General features: G+C 40.6%; 17 protein-coding genes. 12 read left to right on the top strand and 5 right to left on the bottom strand.

Annotated elements, in window-relative coordinates; translation table 11 throughout:
- Nucleotides 1-52: 52 nt before the first annotated feature.
- The 7 genes from M5U24_RS11650 (at nucleotide 53) to M5U24_RS11620 (ending at nucleotide 9,515) form a co-directional block, all read left to right on the top strand.
- Nucleotides 53-1,039: an ABC transporter substrate binding protein gene (locus tag M5U24_RS11650; RefSeq protein ID WP_099323597.1), complete on the top strand. Its 987-nt coding sequence runs from the start codon at nucleotides 53-55 to the stop codon at nucleotides 1,037-1,039.
- Nucleotides 1,040-1,052: 13 nt separating this feature from the next.
- Complete coding sequence (locus M5U24_RS11645) at nucleotides 1,053-3,950, top strand: response regulator (protein WP_298202504.1); 2,898 nt, start codon at nucleotides 1,053-1,055, stop codon at nucleotides 3,948-3,950.
- A 249-nt stretch (nucleotides 3,951-4,199) separates the two neighbouring features.
- Nucleotides 4,200-4,445: a DUF433 domain-containing protein gene (locus M5U24_RS11640; protein ID WP_099323599.1), complete on the top strand. Its 246-nt coding sequence runs from the start codon at nucleotides 4,200-4,202 to the stop codon at nucleotides 4,443-4,445.
- A 2-nt stretch (nucleotides 4,446-4,447) separates the two neighbouring features.
- Nucleotides 4,448-4,798, top strand: a complete 351-nt coding sequence (locus M5U24_RS11635) for a DUF5615 family PIN-like protein (protein ID WP_099323600.1) — start codon at nucleotides 4,448-4,450, stop codon at nucleotides 4,796-4,798.
- Between the two features lie 31 nt (nucleotides 4,799-4,829).
- The gene (locus tag M5U24_RS11630) at nucleotides 4,830-5,837 is read left to right on the top strand and encodes a diguanylate cyclase (protein ID WP_099323601.1); all 1,008 of its coding nucleotides are present in this window, start codon (nucleotides 4,830-4,832) and stop codon (nucleotides 5,835-5,837) included.
- Nucleotides 5,838-5,843: 6 nt separating this feature from the next.
- Entirely contained in the window at nucleotides 5,844-8,504 is a 2,661-nt protein-coding gene (locus tag M5U24_RS11625) for a DEAD/DEAH box helicase (protein WP_295101490.1), read from the top strand.
- Between the two features lie 18 nt (nucleotides 8,505-8,522).
- Complete coding sequence (locus tag M5U24_RS11620) at nucleotides 8,523-9,515, top strand: hypothetical protein (RefSeq protein WP_197705298.1); 993 nt, start codon at nucleotides 8,523-8,525, stop codon at nucleotides 9,513-9,515.
- Between the two features lie 505 nt (nucleotides 9,516-10,020).
- On the opposite strand, the gene M5U24_RS11615 is transcribed toward M5U24_RS11620, so the two are convergent.
- The 3 genes from M5U24_RS11615 to M5U24_RS11605 all read right to left on the bottom strand — a co-directional run bounded on the left by M5U24_RS11615 (nucleotide 10,021) and on the right by M5U24_RS11605 (nucleotide 12,421).
- The gene (locus M5U24_RS11615) at nucleotides 10,021-11,256 is read right to left on the bottom strand and encodes an NAD(P)/FAD-dependent oxidoreductase (RefSeq protein ID WP_298202500.1); all 1,236 of its coding nucleotides are present in this window, start codon (nucleotides 11,254-11,256) and stop codon (nucleotides 10,021-10,023) included.
- Between the two features lie 428 nt (nucleotides 11,257-11,684).
- A complete protein-coding gene (locus tag M5U24_RS11610) occupies nucleotides 11,685-12,146 on the bottom strand; it encodes a hypothetical protein (RefSeq protein ID WP_298202498.1) in 462 nt (153 codons plus the stop codon).
- An 11-nt stretch (nucleotides 12,147-12,157) separates the two neighbouring features.
- Entirely contained in the window at nucleotides 12,158-12,421 is a 264-nt protein-coding gene (locus M5U24_RS11605) for a carboxypeptidase-like regulatory domain-containing protein (protein WP_298202496.1), read from the bottom strand.
- A 461-nt stretch (nucleotides 12,422-12,882) separates the two neighbouring features.
- On the opposite strand from M5U24_RS11605, the gene M5U24_RS11600 reads away from it, so the two are divergent.
- The 3 genes from M5U24_RS11600 to M5U24_RS11590 all read left to right on the top strand — a co-directional run bounded on the left by M5U24_RS11600 (nucleotide 12,883) and on the right by M5U24_RS11590 (nucleotide 15,812).
- A complete protein-coding gene (locus M5U24_RS11600; RefSeq protein ID WP_164994905.1) occupies nucleotides 12,883-13,344 on the top strand; it encodes a PTS sugar transporter subunit IIA in 462 nt (153 codons plus the stop codon).
- Nucleotides 13,345-14,491: 1,147 nt separating this feature from the next.
- Nucleotides 14,492-14,689: a hypothetical protein gene (locus M5U24_RS11595; RefSeq protein ID WP_099323609.1), complete on the top strand. Its 198-nt coding sequence runs from the start codon at nucleotides 14,492-14,494 to the stop codon at nucleotides 14,687-14,689.
- 193 nt (nucleotides 14,690-14,882) lie between these two features.
- A complete protein-coding gene (locus M5U24_RS11590) occupies nucleotides 14,883-15,812 on the top strand; it encodes a hypothetical protein (protein WP_099323610.1) in 930 nt (309 codons plus the stop codon).
- 57 nt (nucleotides 15,813-15,869) lie between these two features.
- Here M5U24_RS11590 and M5U24_RS11585 read toward each other — a convergent pair whose 3' ends face one another.
- On the bottom strand, nucleotides 15,870-17,030 hold the full coding sequence (locus M5U24_RS11585; protein ID WP_099323611.1) for an amidohydrolase family protein: 1,161 nt from the start codon (nucleotides 17,028-17,030) through the stop codon (nucleotides 15,870-15,872).
- Nucleotides 17,030-17,779 carry an FmdE family protein gene (locus M5U24_RS11580; protein WP_099323612.1) on the bottom strand — a complete coding sequence of 250 codons (750 nt, stop codon included), beginning with the start codon at nucleotides 17,777-17,779 and terminating at the stop codon, nucleotides 17,030-17,032. The genes M5U24_RS11585 and M5U24_RS11580 overlap by 1 nt, the downstream gene beginning before the upstream one ends.
- A gap of 207 nt (nucleotides 17,780-17,986) precedes the next feature.
- Here M5U24_RS11580 and M5U24_RS11575 point away from each other — a divergent pair, with 207 nt between their 5' ends.
- Nucleotides 17,987-18,841: a menaquinone biosynthesis protein gene (locus tag M5U24_RS11575; protein WP_164994904.1), complete on the top strand. Its 855-nt coding sequence runs from the start codon at nucleotides 17,987-17,989 to the stop codon at nucleotides 18,839-18,841.
- Nucleotides 18,831-19,913, top strand: a complete 1,083-nt coding sequence (mqnC, locus tag M5U24_RS11570) for a cyclic dehypoxanthinyl futalosine synthase (RefSeq protein WP_295101822.1) — start codon at nucleotides 18,831-18,833, stop codon at nucleotides 19,911-19,913. Before M5U24_RS11575 ends, mqnC begins: the two co-directional genes overlap by 11 nt.
- The last annotated feature ends 204 nt before the right edge of the window (nucleotides 19,914-20,117 follow it).

Below are 20,117 nucleotides of genomic sequence, written 5' to 3'. Positions count from 1 at the left end.
TAGAACCCTCCTACCTGAAGAAGAGAGAGAAACCACATATAGAAAGTATTTCATGATCATAACGGTTAAAAATCTGGCAAAAAAGATAAAAAACTGCGCACGTAAAAAAGCGGCTGAAAGGGTTCTCCTTATCACGCTTTCGATGCTGCTGGTTGCGACGGCTTTTCTGGCCGGTATGTTACCGGCAGACGAAAAATGCGGGGCATTGATCATCAATTCCAATGAGTCGGTAAAAAAATATTCCATGATACAAACCGTATTTAAAACTCATTTTGATGGCGCAGTTGCAGAAATTGATATAGGGAGTAACTGGCTTGATGAAAAGGCCTTAGAAAAAACGCTATTAAACAAAAACCCCGATATGATTTTTTCTATAGGTTCAAAGGCTTACCTTCTGGCATGCAGGGTTGCGAAAGACGCCAATATCATTTACTCTTTGGGTATTAACTGGCAGCGTTTCGCGATAACCGACAAAACATATGTTATCGCCAGCGAAGTACCTCCCCTTACAAACGCAATGATGTACCGCTATTTCTTTCCTGACATAAAAACGGTGGGCATTCTCTATAGCAAAAACCACAATAAAGAATGGTTCGGGGCAGCGGTTACCGAAGCCAAACAAGCCGGAATCCAAATTATAGGGAAGTCTATCGCAAAAGAAAAGGAGGTAAACAATGCGCTCAACTACCTACTGCCAAAGGTTGATGCACTCTGGTTAATTTCAGACCCCGTTATTCTTTCCGGTATGGCACAGGTGAAAGAAATCTTTGCTCAATGCGATGCAAGAAAAATACCTGTCTTTTCCTATGACCAACTCTTTACAGATTTCGGCGCATCGTTTATTATTTCGGCGGATGTCGCCACAATGGGAAAACAAGCCGCTAAAATAGCGCAAAATCTTTTATCAAACAAGGGCGCTGTCGAAAAGGTACAAAATCCGGCGGGCACTTATATAGCCATAAACGTTAAAAAACTGGAACTGTATGGCATAAAACTGAATACAAAGGCGTTTTCCTCTGTGAATGAGTTTATTGAATAAATAACATATGACAATGAATATCCGGACAAGAAACAGTATAAAATGGAAACTCCTTATCACAATGCTGGGGTTGATTATTGGTCTTCTGACAATATTGACCCTTGTTCAGATTTATTCTCAAAAGGAAATATTGACAGGGGAACTTGAACAACGGATTGAGTTAATAAAGGATAATCTGCGCAAGCAGGGAAAAACCCTTTCCGACAATCTGGCGTTTCAGGTGGAAGATGCGCTTGCATCATTTAACCTCCTTGATATCTTCAGCAAGACTAATAAAGCCGTGAGGGAAAATACCGATTTGAAATATATCATCCTCGCCGATTTAAAAGGTTTTGCACTCATTCACACATTAAAACCAGAACTGAATGACAGTATCCTCTCAGGCGGTGACGATACATTTGCGATAGCTCAAAAAAATGCAACCATCAATGAGTTTGAAAAAGACGGGACACCCTATATGGAATTTATCGTGCCCATTCACGTCAGCGCTGATCAGTGGGGAGCATTGCGGCTCGGATATTCACTGGAAAACCTCTACCAGATACTCTCCGCTTCACGTCACAAAATTAAAGAGCAGATATTCAACATTATAATACGTTCCGGTCTGACGACTATCGTCTTTATTGCGATCGGTTCATGCCTGGTGCTTTTTCTTTCTTCCCGGCTCGCACAACCGCTTATAAAACTTGCGCAAATGGCACAAGAACTTGCAAATGGAAATTTTTCCGTTTCAGAAAACAGCATCCTTAACTCGAAAGATGAAATTGGCGTGCTCGCACAAACATTCTCCATCATGTCAAAGGAGCTAAAGAACTACTATGAAATACTGGAAGATTACAGCCATTCGCTGGCAATGCGGGTGGAAGAACGGACGGCGGAACTGCTGAAATCAAATAACCTTTTAAAGCAGGAAATCGATGAACGCCATCGGATTGAAGCGGAACTGGAAAAAGCCAGGGAAGCAGCAGTCGCCGCCAATAATGCCAAAAGCGAATTTCTTGCCAGCATGAGCCATGAAATCCGCACCCCCATGAACGCTATTATAGGCATGTCAGACTTATTATGGGAAACAACGTTGACGCCCAAACAGTCTGAATACGTTAAGGTGTTCCGCAACGCAGGGGAAAATCTCCTCCAGATAATCAACGACATCCTTGATCTTTCCAAGGTAGAGGCAGGGCAAATCACCATTGAACACATTGAATTTAATCTGCGTGAACAAATAGAAAAGACGTGCGAAGTCATGGCGTTCCGCGCCCACGAGAAAGGCCTCGAATTGAACTGCCATTTAGCCGAGGATATTCCTACTTCTTTCATCGGCGACCCGGTGCGTTTGCATCAGATACTAACAAACTTAATTGGAAATGCCATTAAATTTACCAGGACAGGAGAGATTCTTCTGACGGGAAAACGTAATAAACTGCCCGGCAAAAAAGGCATGCTGCTTTTTTTGGTTTCTGATACCGGAATAGGCCTTCCGGAAGAAAAGCAAAGTATTATTTTTAATATTTTTTCACAGGTGGATTCTTCCACTACGCGCCAATATGGTGGAACAGGGCTGGGACTTGCAATCTGCAAACGCCTGGTTGAATTAATGGATGGAGAAATCTGGGTAGAAAGCACCCCGGGCAAAGGAAGCACCTTTTATTTTACCGTAACCTTTGATGTTCATCCTAAACCTCAGGAACAAAAAGAAATACCGTTATCGGGCGCTGAAAAACCTTACGTCCTGATAATAGACGACAATGCCACAAACCGCATGATATTACGTGATATGCTGCACGGATGGGATATTCCCGTCGCCGAAGCAGAAGGCGGAGAAAATGGTATAAACGAACTCAAACGGGCAAGGAACGCCGGAACACCTTACAACCTCCTTCTCCTTGATTGTCGCATGCCCGGCATGGACGGGTTTCAGATTGCGCGTTCCGTCAAGAACGATCCGGAGCTTGCCGGTCTGATTATTATGATGTTCACCTCTGACAATAAAAGCGGGGATGTGGCAAGGGCAAAAGAATTAGGAATAACCACATATCTGGTGAAACCCATCAAAAGACATGACCTTCTCACCAGCATTAACGCCGTCATAGACCCACAAAAGACCATACCGTTTACCGGGCCGGCATCTCGCACCGTTATTCAAATACCTGAAAGCGTTCCCACCCGGCAGCTCTTGCTGGTTGAAGATTACTATCACAACCGGGTACTGATACAAGCCTATCTTAATAAAACAAACTTTAAAGTGGACGTGGTGGAAAATGGACTTGAATGTCTGGAAAAATTTAAAAACGAAAAGTACGATCTTGTATTAATGGATATACAAATGCCCGTAATGGATGGTTATACCGCAACAAGGGAAATAAGAAGATACGAAATGGAACTCGGGCTGAAAGCAACGCCTGTTATTGCATTAACAGCTCATGCATTTAAAGGAGATGAACAAAAAAGCATCGACGCCGGGTGCAATTGCCACCTGATTAAGCCAATAAAAAAACAAACGCTTATCGACGCCATACATAAATATGTCCCTTTGCATGCAAATTACACACCGGCGACAGACGGAGAAAAAGCGGCATTTTCAGCAGGTAAGGTTACGAATGAAATTACTGTTGAAAATAAATTATTTGTTTCAATTAATCCGATATTTAAAAATGTTACTCCTGAATTTATTGAAGACGTACGAAGCGATATAATGACGATGACTGCCGCATTACAGAACACAGACTACAAAACAATCGAAACACTGGCGCACCGGTTAAAAGGGGCAAGCGGAGGCTATGGTTTTGACGAACTTACCGACATGGGGAAATTCCTTGAAATAAGCGCTAAAAACAGACACGTAGCAGAAATGCAGAAATGGATTCACGCAATGTCACAGTACATTGAACAAGTGGAGATTGTCTATGAATAACACGATACCGGGAACATTTTAATTTTTTGGGAAAAAAATTACCTATAGGGGCTATGATTTGTAATAGCAAGGCATGCCTTGCCGTTACAAGAAAAATGTTTTATTCCTGATTAATACGAGAAAAGGCCTTGTTTCACTCTTATAATTCCGATACCATAAAAATCCGGTTACGGTATAATAATGTTTTTTAAACATATATAATGACTATTTGAAGGTCAGTTTGAACAGTTTTAAATTTGGGGGAAAATTATGAAAGACGAAGAACTCTTAAAACGCATTACCTTCGATTCTTTAATTTTCAACGGAAAGCCAATTATTCGCGGAATGCGGATAGCTGTTGAACATATACTTGGAATGCTTGCCAGCGGTTCAACAATTGAAGAACTATTAGAAGGCTATCCCTTTTTGGAAAAAGAAGATATCCAGGCATGTTTGATCTATGCATATCGAATGGTTGCTCATGATAGGATTGAACCAGCCCTGGTAAAGAATTGACCATGCAATTTTTACTTGACAGTTGTATTTCAAGTTTTGCGGTAAGAGATCTAAGAAGCGCAAATTATAATGCTTTATGGATACCTGAGGGTGGTGAGGATCCTGGAGACGAAGTGATTATGAGGAGGGCGCTTGATGAAAACCTGATACTGGTTACAGCAGATAAGGATTTTGGAGAACTTATTTTTATCTATAATAAACCTCACCCGGCAATAATAAGATTGGTAGATATTCCCGCCAAAGACCAGGGGAAAATACTACTGCGATTAATAGAAAAGCATAAAGACATTCTTGAAAAAAAAGTAATAATTACAGTTGACAGATATCGTGTTCGCATACGTATAAACGAATGACCCATTGTTAAGAAACAAGTATAAATTGTCTATGAATAACCCGATACTCGTCGTTGACGACTCCAAACACGTACAAAGACAGATAGAAATATTTTTAATACCGGAAGGATTTTCACGATTATTTTTTGTCAATTCCGCTCAGGAAGCATTTCATTTATTGGGTTTGGATGATGAAAACTCAAAAAATAGAAAATGTGAAATTGATTTAATCCTTATGGATATTAACATGCCAGGTACAAACGGAGTGGAAGCCTGCCTGAAAATAAATGCAACAAGGCATTTAAAAAATATTCCAATCATAGTGATAACGGCGGAGGATACGGATGAAGGATTAAAACAGGCATTTGGCGCCGGTGCGATAGACTATATAAAAAAACCTTTAAATCCGGTCGAATTAATCGCACGGGTGAGTTCTGTACTTAAATTAAAAAAAGAAATGGATGAGCGCGAAAACAGAGAGAAAGAACTGCTTACGCTTGCGCAGGTGCTGGAAAAAACAAACCAGGAATTACAACAGGCAAATGAAAAGCTTCATCAGCTCTCGCGGACCGATAGTCTGACAGGACTCGCTAACAGGCGCTTTTTCGACGAAATGCTGCACAATGAATGGAAACAATCCGTCAGATTGGCAAAACCGCTATCCCTATTGATGATTGATATTGATTTCTTCAAAAACTATAACGATACCTACGGCCATCAGAAAGGTGATGAATGCCTTAAACGAGTATCAATGGCCATCCTCAGCGCCCTGAAAAGAGAGTGCGACATAATTGCACGTTACGGCGGAGAGGAGTTTGTCGCCCTGCTTTCTGATACAGATGAAAGCGGTGCCGTTATGGTTGCAAAGGCAATGCAATCGAATATTGAGGCGATGAACATACCCCACAAAGATTCCAATGCCAGCGGCAGAATCACCGTAAGCATTGGCATTTCAAACGAGGTTCCAAGCGCCGCCTCGTCTCCCGAAAAGTTAATTTCCAAAGCAGACAAAGCGCTTTATCTTGCAAAATACGAAGGACGCAATCTTATTAAATGGTAGATTATTATGAATTTTGAACTAAACGCAATAGTCATGCCCAACGGCACTTTACAGTTGGAGTGGAATGAAGTAAAGGAAAGGATAGACAAAAATCAACAACTGCTGCAAAATGAGATACACAGCCGTTTTAAAACCGATTTTAAATCCTTCCTTTTATTCCTTAGCTTTTCAGACCAATCCATCCCGCTCTCACCATCCCTTGATTACTGGCGATATTTCACTTCTGAATTTTCAAATAAGCTGCGCCATATACCCGATCTTGAAACTATCAGAAACAACATAGCCATTCCATTAGGGAAAGAAGATATTGCTGAGATGCTGATTCGTGCCCCACTCATGACGGGTTTCGAGTACCTTAACGCCGAACTTCTTAAACTGCTTTGGCATATGCTCAATGCGCAATTTCAATACGAAATCAGTATTTACCGGGGAACGGTAGAGGATTTCATCCATACCTACAGCCCTGATTTACATATTGTCGGACGCATTTATTTTCATCTCGTTGAAAATAAACGGCAGGATTATCCCTTTGCTTTTCTCGCCACCTATTCCACCCAAGGCGACAAACAGGGCAAATCAAAACACCTCCCCTTAAAATACGCATTGACGGAATATGGAGGGAACAATGAAAAACTGCTGGACCTTCTTTCCACCGTACACCTTGCGGCAAAAGAAAGCGATCTGATCTCCCATCTCGTTGACTCCGGCGAACTGTTTCATCCACTGGCATGGGACGAAAAGGAAGCGTACCGCTTTCTGAAAGAAATTCCCACATATGAAAAATACGGTATCCTGTGCCGTATCCCCAACTGGTGGAAATCTGCATCATCTCCGCTTAAGGTAAACATTCAGTTAGAGGGCAAAAAAGAAACCTTTCTTGGAATGGACTCACTACTCGATTTCAACGTCAACCTGCTTCTTGGCGATACGCCTGTTACCGAAGAGGAGGCAAGAAGGCTGCTGGCGGAGACTGACGGTCTGGCATACATCAAGGGCAAATGGGTTGCCGTTGACGCCGAAAAGCTTGAACAGGTTCTTCACGCCTATGAGAACGCCCGCAAATTAACGGAAGATAAGCATTTCAGCCTGCGGGACGCACTAAGGCTGCAACTGAACCCGAACAATTTGCTTGGTTTGACTGAAAATGATGACAATATTGAAGTATCAAACGGAAAGTGGCTGGAGCAAGTAATGGAAAAACTGGCAAACCATGACTTGATTCCCCCGGCATGTTTGGATCACACCTTTAAGGCACAGCTCAGACCCTATCAGGAAAAAGGTGTTAATTGGCTTTGTTTTCTGGATTCCCTGCACTTCGGGGCATGCCTGGCTGATGATATGGGGCTTGGCAAGACGATACAAATACTGGCATTTCTGCATCTTCTGAAGAATAAAAAAAAGAAAAACGCCAGTCTGCTGATAATCCCAGCATCCCTCATATCAAACTGGAGCAATGAAATAAACCGTTTTGCGCCCGATCTGAACTATTTTGTCGCCCATCCGGAAGCACACAAAGATAAAAAATTTGAGGTAAAAGATGAAGAATCGCTCAACAAACTTGATCTTGTAATCACTACATACACCCTTGTACAAAAATATGAATGGCTGAAAACATATGTATGGCATTATGTAATCCTGGACGAAGCACAGGCAATTAAAAATCCAGGCACAAAACAGACACGTAATATAAAAACATTACAATCACAAAATAGAATTATCATGACAGGAACTCCAGTTGAAAACCGGCTGTCTGATCTGTGGTCATTGTTTGATTTTCTGAACCCCGGCCTGCTCGGAAACGCAAAAGAGTTCAGCGAATTTGCGGGCAGCGTTAAAAAGAATCACACCGGATACACCCGGTTAAAGAAGATCATCAGCCCGTATATTTTAAGGAGATTAAAGACCGACAAAACGGTCATTTCCGACCTGCCGGAAAAGGTTGAAATGTACACCTATGCCGGGTTAAGCAGAAAACAGATCGTCCTGTACCAAAACACCGTTAAAGAACTGTCGAAAAAACTTGAAGCGACAGAAGGCGTTCAGCGAAGGGGTCTTATTTTGGCGTCATTAATGAAATTTAAGCAGCTTTGCAATCACCCTGACCAGTTTCTTGGAACAGGCGGATATGAGGAAGCCGACAGCGGAAAATTTATGCGGCTGCGTGAAATTTGCGAAACGATCTATGAAAAGCGGGAGAAGGTATTAATCTTCACCCAATTTAAAGAAATAACCGGCCACCTGCACGCATTTTTGAAAACAATATTTGGACGCGAAGGACTGGTAATGCACGGGAGCGTCTCCGTTGGCATGAGGAAAAATATTGTGGAACAATTTCAGAACCGGGAGTATATTCCTTATATGGTATTGTCGCTAAAGGCGGGAGGCGTCGGGTTAAATCTGACAGAGGCAAATCACGTCATCCACTTCGACAGATGGTGGAATCCCGCGGTTGAGAACCAGGCGACAGACCGGGCGTTTCGCATCGGACAGAAAAAGAACGTTATCGTGCATAAATTCATAACAAAGGGAACTATTGAGGAAAAAATCAATGATATGTTGCGTGAAAAAACAAAATTAACGACAGACGTTATACAAGTCACCGGCGAGTCCATGATAACAGAAATGGAAAATAAAGCGCTGGTTGACCTTTTCAAATTAACATTATAATGGAGGAAAGAGGCAATTATGAGTTACTGGGGATTCCCAAGATATGTTTCCGTTGGGGAAAAACAGCAGAGAGCAAAAAGGAAGTTAGAGCAGTTGATGAAGAAAAACAAAGATATAAAGCCCGTGATACTGGCGGGTAATACCCTTGCAAAAACGTGGTGGGGAAAGGCATGGAACAAAAATTTAGAAGGATACGCCGACTACAGCAACCGTATCGGAAGAGGAAGAAGCTACGTGCGCTGCGGCTCAGTACTTGACCTTCAGATACGCGAAGGCATGATAACCTCACTTGTACAGGGGTCAGATTCAAGCCCCTATTCCATAAAAATAACAATAAATATGCTTGAAAGAAACATCTGGGAAGAGGTAAAGGATTTTTGCAAAGGCAAGCTTGATTCGATGCAGGAGCTTTTGATGGGAAAGTTCCCAAAAACATTAGACGAGCTTTTTACCGCTCATGGGAAAGGGCTGTTCCCATCTCCGAAAGAAATAAAATTTGACTGTAGCTGTCCCGACTGGGCAAGCATGTGCAAACACATTGCGGCTACCCTTTATGGGGTAGGGGCAAGGCTTGATGACGACCCGAATTTATTCTTCCTGCTCCGAAAGATCGAAATTGACGATTTGATATCGGAAACGGTCAAAGATAAAACGGAAGAATTACTTACACGGGCAAAGAGAAAAAGTTCCCGAATCATTGAAGACCAGGATTTGTCATCCGTTTTTGGTATAGAGATGGACACCACACCTGATACAAAAGCAAAAACAAAGGCGAAAATTAAAGGTAAAGATGTTGCGCAAAAGAAGGCAAGCACCGCTACAAAAACAAGCAAGGTCAGCACAAAAAAACCCGCTAAAAAATCTATAAGCACAGGGAAAAAGAAGGCCGCCTTAAAATCTGCAAAGAAAACCTCAAAGGCAAATACAGTGAAAAAACCGGTACAAAAGGCCGTCAAAAAGACACCTGCCAAGAGCAAAAAAACCACTAAAAAGACCATCAAAAAGAAATAACACTACAGCGACATTTTTCATTTCAGATGTTGCAGCAATTTTTTTGTACACTTCCTATGAAGATGAAAGAAACAACCCTGACAGGGTTCCCGGCGGGTTCAGGTTTACAACCTGAACCCATGAGTTTATGCAGATAATGAGGCCTGTACTGCGGTAAAATTCCAAAGCCCAAATCACTAAATCCCTGGCTCGAAAATAAGACTACAAAAAATAACTCAGGCACAGGTACCGCAATATGATATTGCTATAAAACCATTTTCATCGTTTCTGGGTGTTGGAAATGAAACATGATGACTGTTTGGAATTTATTTGTCATTTGTTCTGTTAATAGAAGGCGGGATTGAAAGTATAAAACGTTTGGTTCAGGTCAAAAACCTGAACCCACGAATGTAGTTTCCATTGCCATTACGTACCCAATCAGATACTTCACTATGTTCAGTACAAGGTTTGGGAACGAGTTGTGCTTCGGTAGTTTAATAGATTACGCTGAATAGTTGCTTCTGTTTTAAAGAACAGAATTTCCGGCCAGATATCCTGTGGAAAATGCTGCCTGAAGGTTAAATCCTCCTGTTGGGCCATCTACATCAAGCACCTCCCCGGCGAGGTATAATCCCTTTATTAACTTAGATTCCATTGTTCGCGATTCAACCTCATCCAGGTCAATTCCACCGCCGGTTATAATAGCTTCTTCAACCGGCCTGTGGGACGATAGGGTAAGGGACAGACCTTTCAACTGGTCCAGTATCTTTTTTCTTTCTTTTGTCGTTATTTGGGAGGCCTTCTTCTTTTCGTCAATTCCGCATATATTCAGTAGTAAAGGAGAAAGTTTTTCAGGAACAAAATACGTAAGGCATGTTTTTATTGCCTTACCGCCGTTAGTATTGATTTTTTTTACCAGTTGTGTGGTTAGCTCGCCAGGCGACATATCTGGTTTGAAATCGATGCTTATTCGTACCGCACCGTTTCCATGATTTTCCATAATACGTTTGCTTATGGAGAGAATCGCCGGGCCGGATATCCCATAATGAGTAAAAAGCGCTTCACCAAAATGTTGCGCGATTTTTCTGCCCTGCCGGCAAGCGGTAATCTGTGCGTTTTTAATCGGAGTTCCCTGCGCTTGTTTCACCCATGCCTCCTCCGTCTCAAAGGCAATTATTGCGGGATATGTCTTGCAAATAGTATGGCCCAGTGAAGAGGCAAGTGTATAGCCATCCCCCGTGCTCCCGGTAGAAGGATAGCTCAGGCCGCCTGTTGCAATCAATACATTGCGCCCCGCTATAAATCCATCCTCTGTTTCCACACCAATCACTTGTTTATTTTTTTCTTTCACGCAGACTATGCGTGAATTTTTCTTAATGGTGATCCGATGTATGCGAAGATACGATAGCAGTGCGTCCAGAACTGATTCTGCCTTTTGGCTTTTTGGATATACACGCCCTTTGCTTTCTTCAATAGTTTCGACACCATAAGAGTAAAGAAATGACCGTAGTTTTTCAGGAGAGAAGATGCCCAATGACGGGCGCATAAATGGCCCCGCCTTTTCATACGCATCAAAAAAAGCGGCAAATGACGCCGTATTCGTCACATTACACCGTCCGGAAGCGCAGAGAAGAAGTTTTTTGCCCGGATGGGCATTCTTTTCGAGAAGGATTACGCTTTTCCCTCTTTCTCCCGCCCGCCCGGCGGCCGTCATCCCTGCAGGGCCTCCTCCAATTACGATAAAATCGTACACATCTGCCATATCACAATTTCACACATATTTTTACAGAAATTTATCGCGAAAAACCTCCTGTGCCAGAAACCTCATTCCCTTTCGTGTGCCAGCCAGGCCATTTCAAATTGATAATTATCAATTATCAATTTGCCCCCCACTACTTCTCTCTTTGCGTCTTTGTGTGAATATTTTCATTCCCATTTATGAACAATAGGATCATGGCTGTTTCATTATTCGATTGCAGATTAAGCTTAGCCGCTCTATGCGTTACTACTTTTTATTTGAAACGCACGATTAACATTTATAGAGCACATTGTGCTCTCTGAAAGAAATGCATTAACAATGCGGGAGGTGTGTTCAATAAAGAGGTATGAAGTGTATTCTTTCTGAAAAAAAACAAATTATTACAGGTGAGGGGGAAATGTGTATTTATCCTGATTTTGGAAATTGTTTACTTACGATGAAACCTCAAAGAAAAAGCCACCTCCGTTACGTGAACGTATCGTCATCTCTCCTACGCAATAAAAATATTTACCTGGTGGTAATTCGGCTACACGCAGCCCTACATTATCCCCAACCCTTGAATAAGTGTCATCCAGTTTATGCAAAACATACTTCATCGAAGGATAAAAAACAATACTTCCCACAGAACCGTTTTTATCAACACGGTAAAGTGACTTACCCATAACCAGCGGATTATCCGTTTGAAAATCAATAATCCTCAGGGTATTCCCGTTAATTTTTGTCGGTGTGCCTTTCACGTAAAACCTTTTTTCTTTACTGGTACTTTCTGAATCATACTTTGCTTCATTTATTTTTACATAATCATCTTTCCCTACAAAAAATAATCCTCCGCCAGGAGGCACCTTCCACAGGGTAATATCATCCAGGGCAATTTCATCAATTACTTCAACCATAAATGAATAACTCAGCGGGACAAATTCAGTTTTTTTGCCATTAATTGAATATTGCCGGGAGAATAAGTTACAGAAAAATTACCGGAAGTATCCGTTGTCGCCATATGTTTTGAGCCATTTGAAGTCACTTCAATATCAGCAAACGAAACCGGTTTCCCAAAACCATCAATAATCCTGCCACGCAACGTTCCTGAATCGAACGTATAGCCATAGCTTGTTACCGCCTTTAAAACAATGAATACGCATACAATAAAAACAGGAAGCCTTCTTGACATAATCTGAAATCCTTTATGAATTAACAGCAAAATAGTACACAGATACAATGTAACTAATTTGTAACACATCATAACAAGAATTGTCAAATATTTAAAAAATGGTCCAAGGTCATTCGCTATTCGTTCCTAATTTATTAATGTGGAATACGGTACAGCCGGCAGTTTACAGTCGGCAATCAGCAAATTTCGGATTGTAGACTGTTGAAGGTGGAAATTATTATAAAAAACCTCAACTTATTGAGAAGTTACCTATTTACCCTGTTTTTTATGTCCCATGTATTTTACAAAAAGCTAAATTGTTACAAAATAATTGATTTTTTTAAATTAAAAATTACAATGTAAAAAAATGATAACACTATAGTGTTTTATTGCGGAGATACCTTGGAAGAAGATATTTTTTACTTTATGTATTGTCACTGGTATAATGCGTTAGAAATTATTTGGGTAAAGGGGAGGCAAATGTGAAACTTTCTGATGTATTAGCTAAAGAACATATAATTATTAATCTATATGGAATGAACAAATTTGAAGTGTTAGAAAAAATGGTGAAAGTAACAAAATCTTCCGCAAAAGTTGTAGATGAAGTAGATTTGCTGGAAAAAGTAATCACACGGGAAAAGATTAAAAGTACTGGAATTGGCGGTGGGATTGGAATCCCTCATGCACAAACACTAGGAGTTACTGATTTTATTGCGTGTTTGGGAATATCACAGGATGGCATCGATTTTAATGCCCTGGATGAAAAACCCGTACATTTGGTTTTCCTGATCGCAACAAAGGAAAGAACAAATAATATATATCTGGAGCTTCTCAGCAGTATAGCAAGGTTATTTGTCGATGAAACATTTAAACAAAAAATAATTAAATCAAAATCTCCGGATGAAATAATGCAGCTTATAAGTGAAAAAGAAGAAGAAAATTAATGAGATGAAGACTTAAAATATAGAATACCCGTATCTTCTGTTAAATATATATTTGCCAAAAATTTTATTATTATAAAATTAGGTGAGGGGAAACCATTACAAAATACTTTATCATTACAGCGGCATTTTTTGCAAGGAATCCACCAATAATAAATAGAACCGCTAATAAACGTTAGTATGAGTTTTTTTGTTAGCGTCCATTTGCATTTATTCTCGTTTAAATAGAACTGTCTAACGGATTTTACCAACAACTTATCCCCACAACGCCATTTGCCAAATTTAACACTATATATTGTGTATCTATTTCCAAAATATAAAATCCCAATGAAACATTCATGATATGGTGGCTCACAAAGGGGAATGAAAATATCCGTAACACTTTAGTATTTTAAAAAAATACTTGTTAAATCGTTGCAAACAAATAACTTGCGCTGTTTGAGGTGTGCCCTATTGTCAAGACAATATTTTGATAGAAATAAGTTAAAATTTATTTTATCCAAATGATATTAAATGGATAAATCGCATATAAATCCATCTGCCTCATGAGTCGTTTTACCCTATTACGATTTACTTCATACCCCTCCTTTCTTAACCATACCGTCATCCGCCTTACACCATAAAACGGACTCCTCGTGTACTACCCTTCAATATTATTCATCAACTCAAGGTTATGTGCGCTCTCTCCTATCAGCGTGTAATAAAAACCCGACCTTTGTAGCCCTAACAATTTACATTGACGGGCTATGCCGATCTCTTTGTTCTCCAACTCTACCAAACGCCTCTTTGCCTCAACTGGTAAGTCCAGCTTTTTTTCAACTCAGTCTAACTCCACTTTCAATTGCCCTATTTGCTGATACAACGATGACCTTATTTCCTCCGCCTTGCATTCTTCCTTTCGGGAAATTCACGACGAACTGTTTGTCGGATTTATAATATATATTATTACGTATTGCCAGATAATACAGAACAATAGTACAATCAAATCTGATTTTAGAAGTTTGAATATAAAATGGCTTTCTGAAAAATAGATTTATTTGACTAAGCATACTATCAAACTCTCCCTGAAGCCCCTCTTGATAGAGAGGCCTGATGGGTGTAAATTTTTCGAAAACTTTATTTGTTTGACTATAAAGGAGGGAAATAAGATATGGGAACCATCGATAATTTAAGAAACAGAAAGGGTTGGAATAAATTATTTGCGGGCCTGATTATGTTTATTATGTGGTATGTACTTTTCGGTAATCATAAATATGCCATTTATGGAAAAAAAGATGCTGAAACAAAGGAGACACCAACCGTAAACGAAGAATACAAAAAGCCTGAACTGGAAGTTGAGACGCCATAATTTTACAACGTATTCCGTTCACAATGCCCAGCATGGTTCTTTTTACATTTTTTTCCGTGGCCATGCCACTCTATCAATCACTCTTTATCTATTACTAAAAAACATGATACACAAATCAATAAAAACCATCGGTAAACTATTTATAGTTTTCTTTTGCACGGTTGTTTTCATACATACACCATGGAAAATCTGCATGAGTAAGGAGGTAAAAAATAATCAGGAAAGGGGACAATGGGATTCATTATTGTTTCAAATAAAGGATGTATATGACGCCATGGCAGATATGGATACAAGCAATATACCGCTGAGAGATAAAATCAGAGGATGGGAGATTTTTTTAAATACAGATGCGGTACAGCTTGATAACCCGCATTCAGATGAAGACGATTCAATCCGCAAGAAAATAAAAGAAAGAATCGAATACTGGAAGTATATTGAAACCCTTGCATTAGCGGATTTGCACGAAGAATCAAATAAGCCTTCAGAAATGCGCATTGTGGCAGATGCTCAATGGCAGAAAGAGATACTGGCAAATAAGTATTTTCTAAACGCAAAAAAATACATGGATAAGGGCGATTATATTAACGCTGAGATCTGTTTTGAAAAACTCATGTCATTGGGGACAAGACTATCGCCCAACGTATATTATTTACGCAGCGCCATTCAGGTTGAAAGTGAGAAATATGAAGACGCTGTGCAGACGCTTAACGACTATTTGGGACAAATAGGCAGTTCGTCTTATTATGAGGAAGTTACTTCATTGTCCGCTGACGCACGGGAGAAAGAGGTGGAAAACCGGGGAAAAGAGGGAGATATCCTGAAAAGAGAAATGGAGGTCCGGATTGAAGATGCAAAAAATACCCTTAACGCTTATCGGAAATTGTTAGAACGCCGGGCAGAGGTTTATCGCGAGGAACTCGAATTGTTGTCCGACAGGGGTGAAGATATTTCAGGGGATGTAGTGAGGGATTACGAAAAAGAAGAAATCTCCCTTAAACCGGAAGAAAAAAATAGAATCGAAGAAGCAAAAAAGATGTTAATTACGTATTTGAAACAAGCGGAACAAAAACCAAAGGCTTATCAGGAAGTATTGAATTTACTCATGAACCCTGATAAAAACTGAGATAAAAAAAACGATTTACGAATTACGATTTTAAATCGTAATTCGTAAATCGTAAATCTAAAGATGAAGCAAACGTCCCTCACCATACACAGTAACGGGATAGCTGGTTAGATCAAACGGGTCTCCGTTCCAGCATACAAATGACGCCCATTTATCAGGTTCTAAAGAGCCTAATATTGTATCTATTCCCAGTATCCATGCATTTTTTGCCGTGATGATTTCAATTGCCTGTTGTTTGCTTAATCCGAAACGAATAAACCAGCGCAGTTGCAAAAGAATCATTCTCTGTAATATTACTGGATGGTCTGACATGAGGCCGAACGATACGTTTGATTCCAAGAGGTATCGCAGGTTTTTCCAGTTTTCGTGTTTTAATTCTACCTTATACGCCAGTGAATCCATAGGCCCGTAAATAACAGGTATATTTCTTTCCCTTAATTTATGGAATATATCAATTTTATGAACATCGCATGCGTGGTCAATGGTAAACTTTATGGCATACTCAGGGTGTATTGCCTTGAATTCGTCTGCAAACCGCAGAAATGATTCGATATCGTCCGTCTTATGTACGTGTACCCTCAATACTATTTTTCCGCAGAGAATGTCACGCAGGATTTCATCTTCACGGGAAAAATCTATATCTTTCATTTCTGTGCCCTTCGCTATTTTTTCCATTTTTTTTATTACGGCATATAGTTTTTCCCTAAAGAGGGCCAAAGCGCCCATGCGTGTATATGGGCGTTTTCCCTTCCATTCACGTGTTGACATGGGATTGTATCCCAGCGCCGCTTTTATGCTAATTGGCGCTTCCCTGATGAGGGCGTTTGTGGTTGTGCTTCCGTAGTTGCGGATAACCGCCGAGCTACCGCCAAGAATATTCCCGCTGCCTGGCAAAACACAGGAATAAAGTATGCCTGCTTCTATTGAGTCGGCGAAAGATACATCATCCATTTGTACGGAATCAATGGCGTTTGCAAGTGTTAAAAATGTATCCATTTTCTCATTTGCTTCTTCTTCACTCGCAGGTTCTCCTGCCCTGCACATCCCTATATGGCAATGGGGATCAATAAATGCAGGGGTGATTACCGGATACTCACCAAGCATTTCTCCCTGACGTGTATTTGAAACGTTAGCTACCGTATTGTGGTCAAAATTAATGAAAGCGTCTTTTATGACCTCTTTGCCGGTATAAATAATAGCGCCTTTCATCGAAAGCATTATTGTTTCTCCCTGATAATAAACGTGCCTTCCGGTGGTTGAAAAAGGATAGTTTTTACCCGCTCCTGCATCAGATTGCCAAACAACCTTGCTTGTTCATCAGTTGCTTTGCCGGAGAGCGTCAGAGGCATAAGTTTTTCCATGCGTTCATCCGCATGTGCCAGTGCCGGGTCGTAAGTGATTTCAACCGTTTTCCCCGTGTCCCTTCGCTGAAATAACAATGTACACGTTGCTTTTGTATCTGTCTTTTGTTCAGGAGCAAATGACATCAAATTGTACCGTCCATATTTTCCGGCAGGGCCAAAGCCCTTAAAACCGTTCTCGGCGGCTGCGCCGGTTATCATGGACACAATCTGTGATATTGGCCCGTTTACATTTTCATCGACGCCACCCATGATGGTCACACTTATATTTCCCCTTACCGGCGTCTCCTTGCCGTATAATGCCTTCAGCGCCAATTGGGTTGATTTGTACGCACCGGCAACTGCAGGACAGGAATGTCCGGCAAACTTTACCGCATCGGCATACGTAAAAACAAACGCTCCATCGTTGTCAATTGCGCCCAGGATGACCGCCAACGGATCTTTAAGTGTGATCGGTTCAGCAACGTCAAAAAAATCCTGCGCAAATTTCGTTTGTCCTTCTGCGAATACCAAATTACCATTAAGCAACTTACACAAAGGGAGTAATAGCATAAAACAAAAGAAGACTCGTTTTGCCAGCAGGGCAACAGTATGTGATTTATTCATTGGTGTAAAATTCCTTTTTAATAATAACGTCAATGTAATTCTCTATTGAAGAAAATACAATAGTCATATAAAATGTTTCACTTGTGGTAAATTTTTTAATCTATGTAATCTATGTAATCTGTAGTTCCGCCTTTCGTATTTCATGCTTGATTGGTGCTGGCTATGCCAGTTTAGGAATATGTTAAGTAATATAGCTTCAGGGCCTGTATGAAAAGTAAAGTAATAGCGGCTAGTTTATCTAAGAATAAAGATTTAGGCAAGTGCAATATGACAGAAAGGATCAGGATAGGCATTGTCCCTTATATGAACGCAAAGCCTTTGATATATGGACTTGAATGCCATAAAGATTCCATAGAATTGTTATTTGAAGTGCCTTCGCTTTTGCCTGGCATGCTGAACAATGATCGTATTGATGTAGCCCTCATTCCTTCCATTGAATATTTCAGGAATGGGTGTTTTGCAATTATACCGCATATAGCAATCGCTTCCCACGGGGCGGTTGAAAGCGTTAAGATATTTTCTAAAGTACCGATTGCAAACATACAAACTGCGGCATTAGACACAAGTTCATTAACTTCCCGCGCACTTACAAGGATTATTTTACATGGTCAATATCACCTTACGCCCGGGTACACGCAATTTAATGAACAGTATAACATTGCTGAAACAAGGGCAGATGCTGTTTTAATTATTGGCGATAACGCTATCAAGGCGGCAGACAATGGGTACGTTACCTTAGACCTCGGACAGGCATGGTATGAATATACAAGACTGCCTTTTGTTTATGCGGTCTGGGTGGTGAAACGAGGGAGAAAAATACCCGGACTAAACGAATTACTGTTGAACTCAAAAAAAATGGGCATTCAGCACATAAAAGAAATTGCCGTGTCTGAAGCAAAACGGCTTAATATATCATTCGATACATGCCTGCATTATCTTACAAATGCTATTCAATACGATTTAGAGAAGGAGGAGATACAAGGGCTTAAGAAATTTTACCAGTGTGCGGTAGCAATAGAATTAGCGCCCAAAGGAGAAAGGGTTATATTTAATGACACCTGATTACTGCCCGGCAGACAAGCATCTGCAGGAAGTACTTTTAAAACCGGTACAAAATAAAAGAATAACTGCTGATGAAGGTGCATGTCTCTTTGAATATAAAGAGCTTCTCATGTTGGGAATTGCTGCTGACGAGGTCTGCAAGATGAAACACCCGGAAAACTTCCGTACCTACATTATTGACAGAAACATCAATTATACGAATATTTGCACATCAGGGTGCAAATTCTGCGCCTTTTATAAAAATATTGAACATAGTGATGGATACATCATTTCAAAAAAGGAGCTTTATAAAAAAATAGAAGAAACTTTAGCATTAGGCGGTAAGCAGATACTCATGCAAGGGGGACTGCACCCAACGCTAAAGATAGATTTTTATACTGATTTATTACTCTCCATTAAGAAAAACTTCGATATACACATACACGCCTTTTCTCCTCCGGAGATAATGCATTTTTCCCATCTAAATACCCTACCAATGCCGGAAGTGATACGTATATTAAAAGAAGCGGGGCTTGATTCCATTCCAGGCGGCGGCGCTGAAATATTGACGGATCGTTGCAGAAAAATCATAAGCCCAAATAAATGTTCTGCGCGGGAATGGCTGGACGTGATGCAATCTGCCCATGAACAGGGCATGAAAACGACTGCTACAATGATGTTTGGCCATATCGAAACTACGGAAGAACGCATCGAACATTTTGAAAAAATCCGGCAGCTCCAGGATAAAACAGGCGGGTTTACCGCCTTTATCGCATGGACATTTCAACCGAAAAACACACAATTGGAAAACGCTCTTTCCGGCAGTCATGATTATTTAAAAACCTTAGCCATTTCCCGGCTGTATCTTGATAACATTGAGAATATCCAGGCATCATGGGTCACACAAGGCGCTAAAATAGCGCAACTCTCTTTAAAATTCGGTGCGAATGACATGGGGAGCACAATGATTGAGGAAAATGTTGTGAAGGCAGCGGGAGTAAGTTATACCATGGAAAAAGAGGAAATTGAATTTTTGATAAACGACGCCGGCTACCAGGCGAAACAGCGCGATTTATATTATACCCTCGTGTAAATCCATTGTCTTCCGAATAAGAGAGAGAATTATGTGGGATGGGTCAAAGCCTGTGTCCCGAGCATGCCGAATGGACGAAGCAGACCCATCAGTAACATTTCTATACTGTAAGAGTTCACAAACAGGGATTTCTAAAATTAGATTTAACTTTTGTTGACATAGATAGTTATAGCATTTCTGAAATCACATTTTGTGAACCCTTTG

Source organism: Candidatus Kuenenia sp. (assembly GCF_027493735.1).
GTDB classification, from domain to species: Bacteria; Planctomycetota; Brocadiia; order Brocadiales; family Brocadiaceae; genus Kuenenia; species Kuenenia stuttgartiensis_A.
This window is presented reverse-complemented; position numbering and strand designations above follow the sequence as displayed.

Coding starts and splice junctions, on each gene's coding strand:
- M5U24_RS11580 (WP_099323612.1), bottom strand. CDS start 17,779: ATGAATAAATCACATACTGTTGCCCTGCTGGCAAAACGAGTCTTCTTT.
- M5U24_RS11575 (WP_164994904.1), top strand. CDS start 17,987: ATGAAAAGTAAAGTAATAGCGGCTAGTTTATCTAAGAATAAAGATTTA.
- M5U24_RS11590 (WP_099323610.1), top strand. CDS start 14,883: ATGAGTAAGGAGGTAAAAAATAATCAGGAAAGGGGACAATGGGATTCA.
- M5U24_RS11605 (WP_298202496.1), bottom strand. CDS start 12,421: ATGTCAAGAAGGCTTCCTGTTTTTATTGTATGCGTATTCATTGTTTTA.
- M5U24_RS11625 (WP_295101490.1), top strand. CDS start 5,844: ATGAATTTTGAACTAAACGCAATAGTCATGCCCAACGGCACTTTACAG.
- mqnC (WP_295101822.1), top strand. CDS start 18,831: ATGACACCTGATTACTGCCCGGCAGACAAGCATCTGCAGGAAGTACTT.
- M5U24_RS11610 (WP_298202498.1), bottom strand. CDS start 12,146: ATGGTTGAAGTAATTGATGAAATTGCCCTGGATGATATTACCCTGTGG.
- M5U24_RS11585 (WP_099323611.1), bottom strand. CDS start 17,030: ATGCTTTCGATGAAAGGCGCTATTATTTATACCGGCAAAGAGGTCATA.
- M5U24_RS11595 (WP_099323609.1), top strand. CDS start 14,492: ATGGGAACCATCGATAATTTAAGAAACAGAAAGGGTTGGAATAAATTA.
- M5U24_RS11630 (WP_099323601.1), top strand. CDS start 4,830: ATGAATAACCCGATACTCGTCGTTGACGACTCCAAACACGTACAAAGA.
- M5U24_RS11650 (WP_099323597.1), top strand. CDS start 53: ATGATCATAACGGTTAAAAATCTGGCAAAAAAGATAAAAAACTGCGCA.
- M5U24_RS11615 (WP_298202500.1), bottom strand. CDS start 11,256: ATGGCAGATGTGTACGATTTTATCGTAATTGGAGGAGGCCCTGCAGGG.
- M5U24_RS11645 (WP_298202504.1), top strand. CDS start 1,053: ATGAATATCCGGACAAGAAACAGTATAAAATGGAAACTCCTTATCACA.
- M5U24_RS11640 (WP_099323599.1), top strand. CDS start 4,200: ATGAAAGACGAAGAACTCTTAAAACGCATTACCTTCGATTCTTTAATT.
- M5U24_RS11620 (WP_197705298.1), top strand. CDS start 8,523: ATGAGTTACTGGGGATTCCCAAGATATGTTTCCGTTGGGGAAAAACAG.
- M5U24_RS11635 (WP_099323600.1), top strand. CDS start 4,448: ATGCAATTTTTACTTGACAGTTGTATTTCAAGTTTTGCGGTAAGAGAT.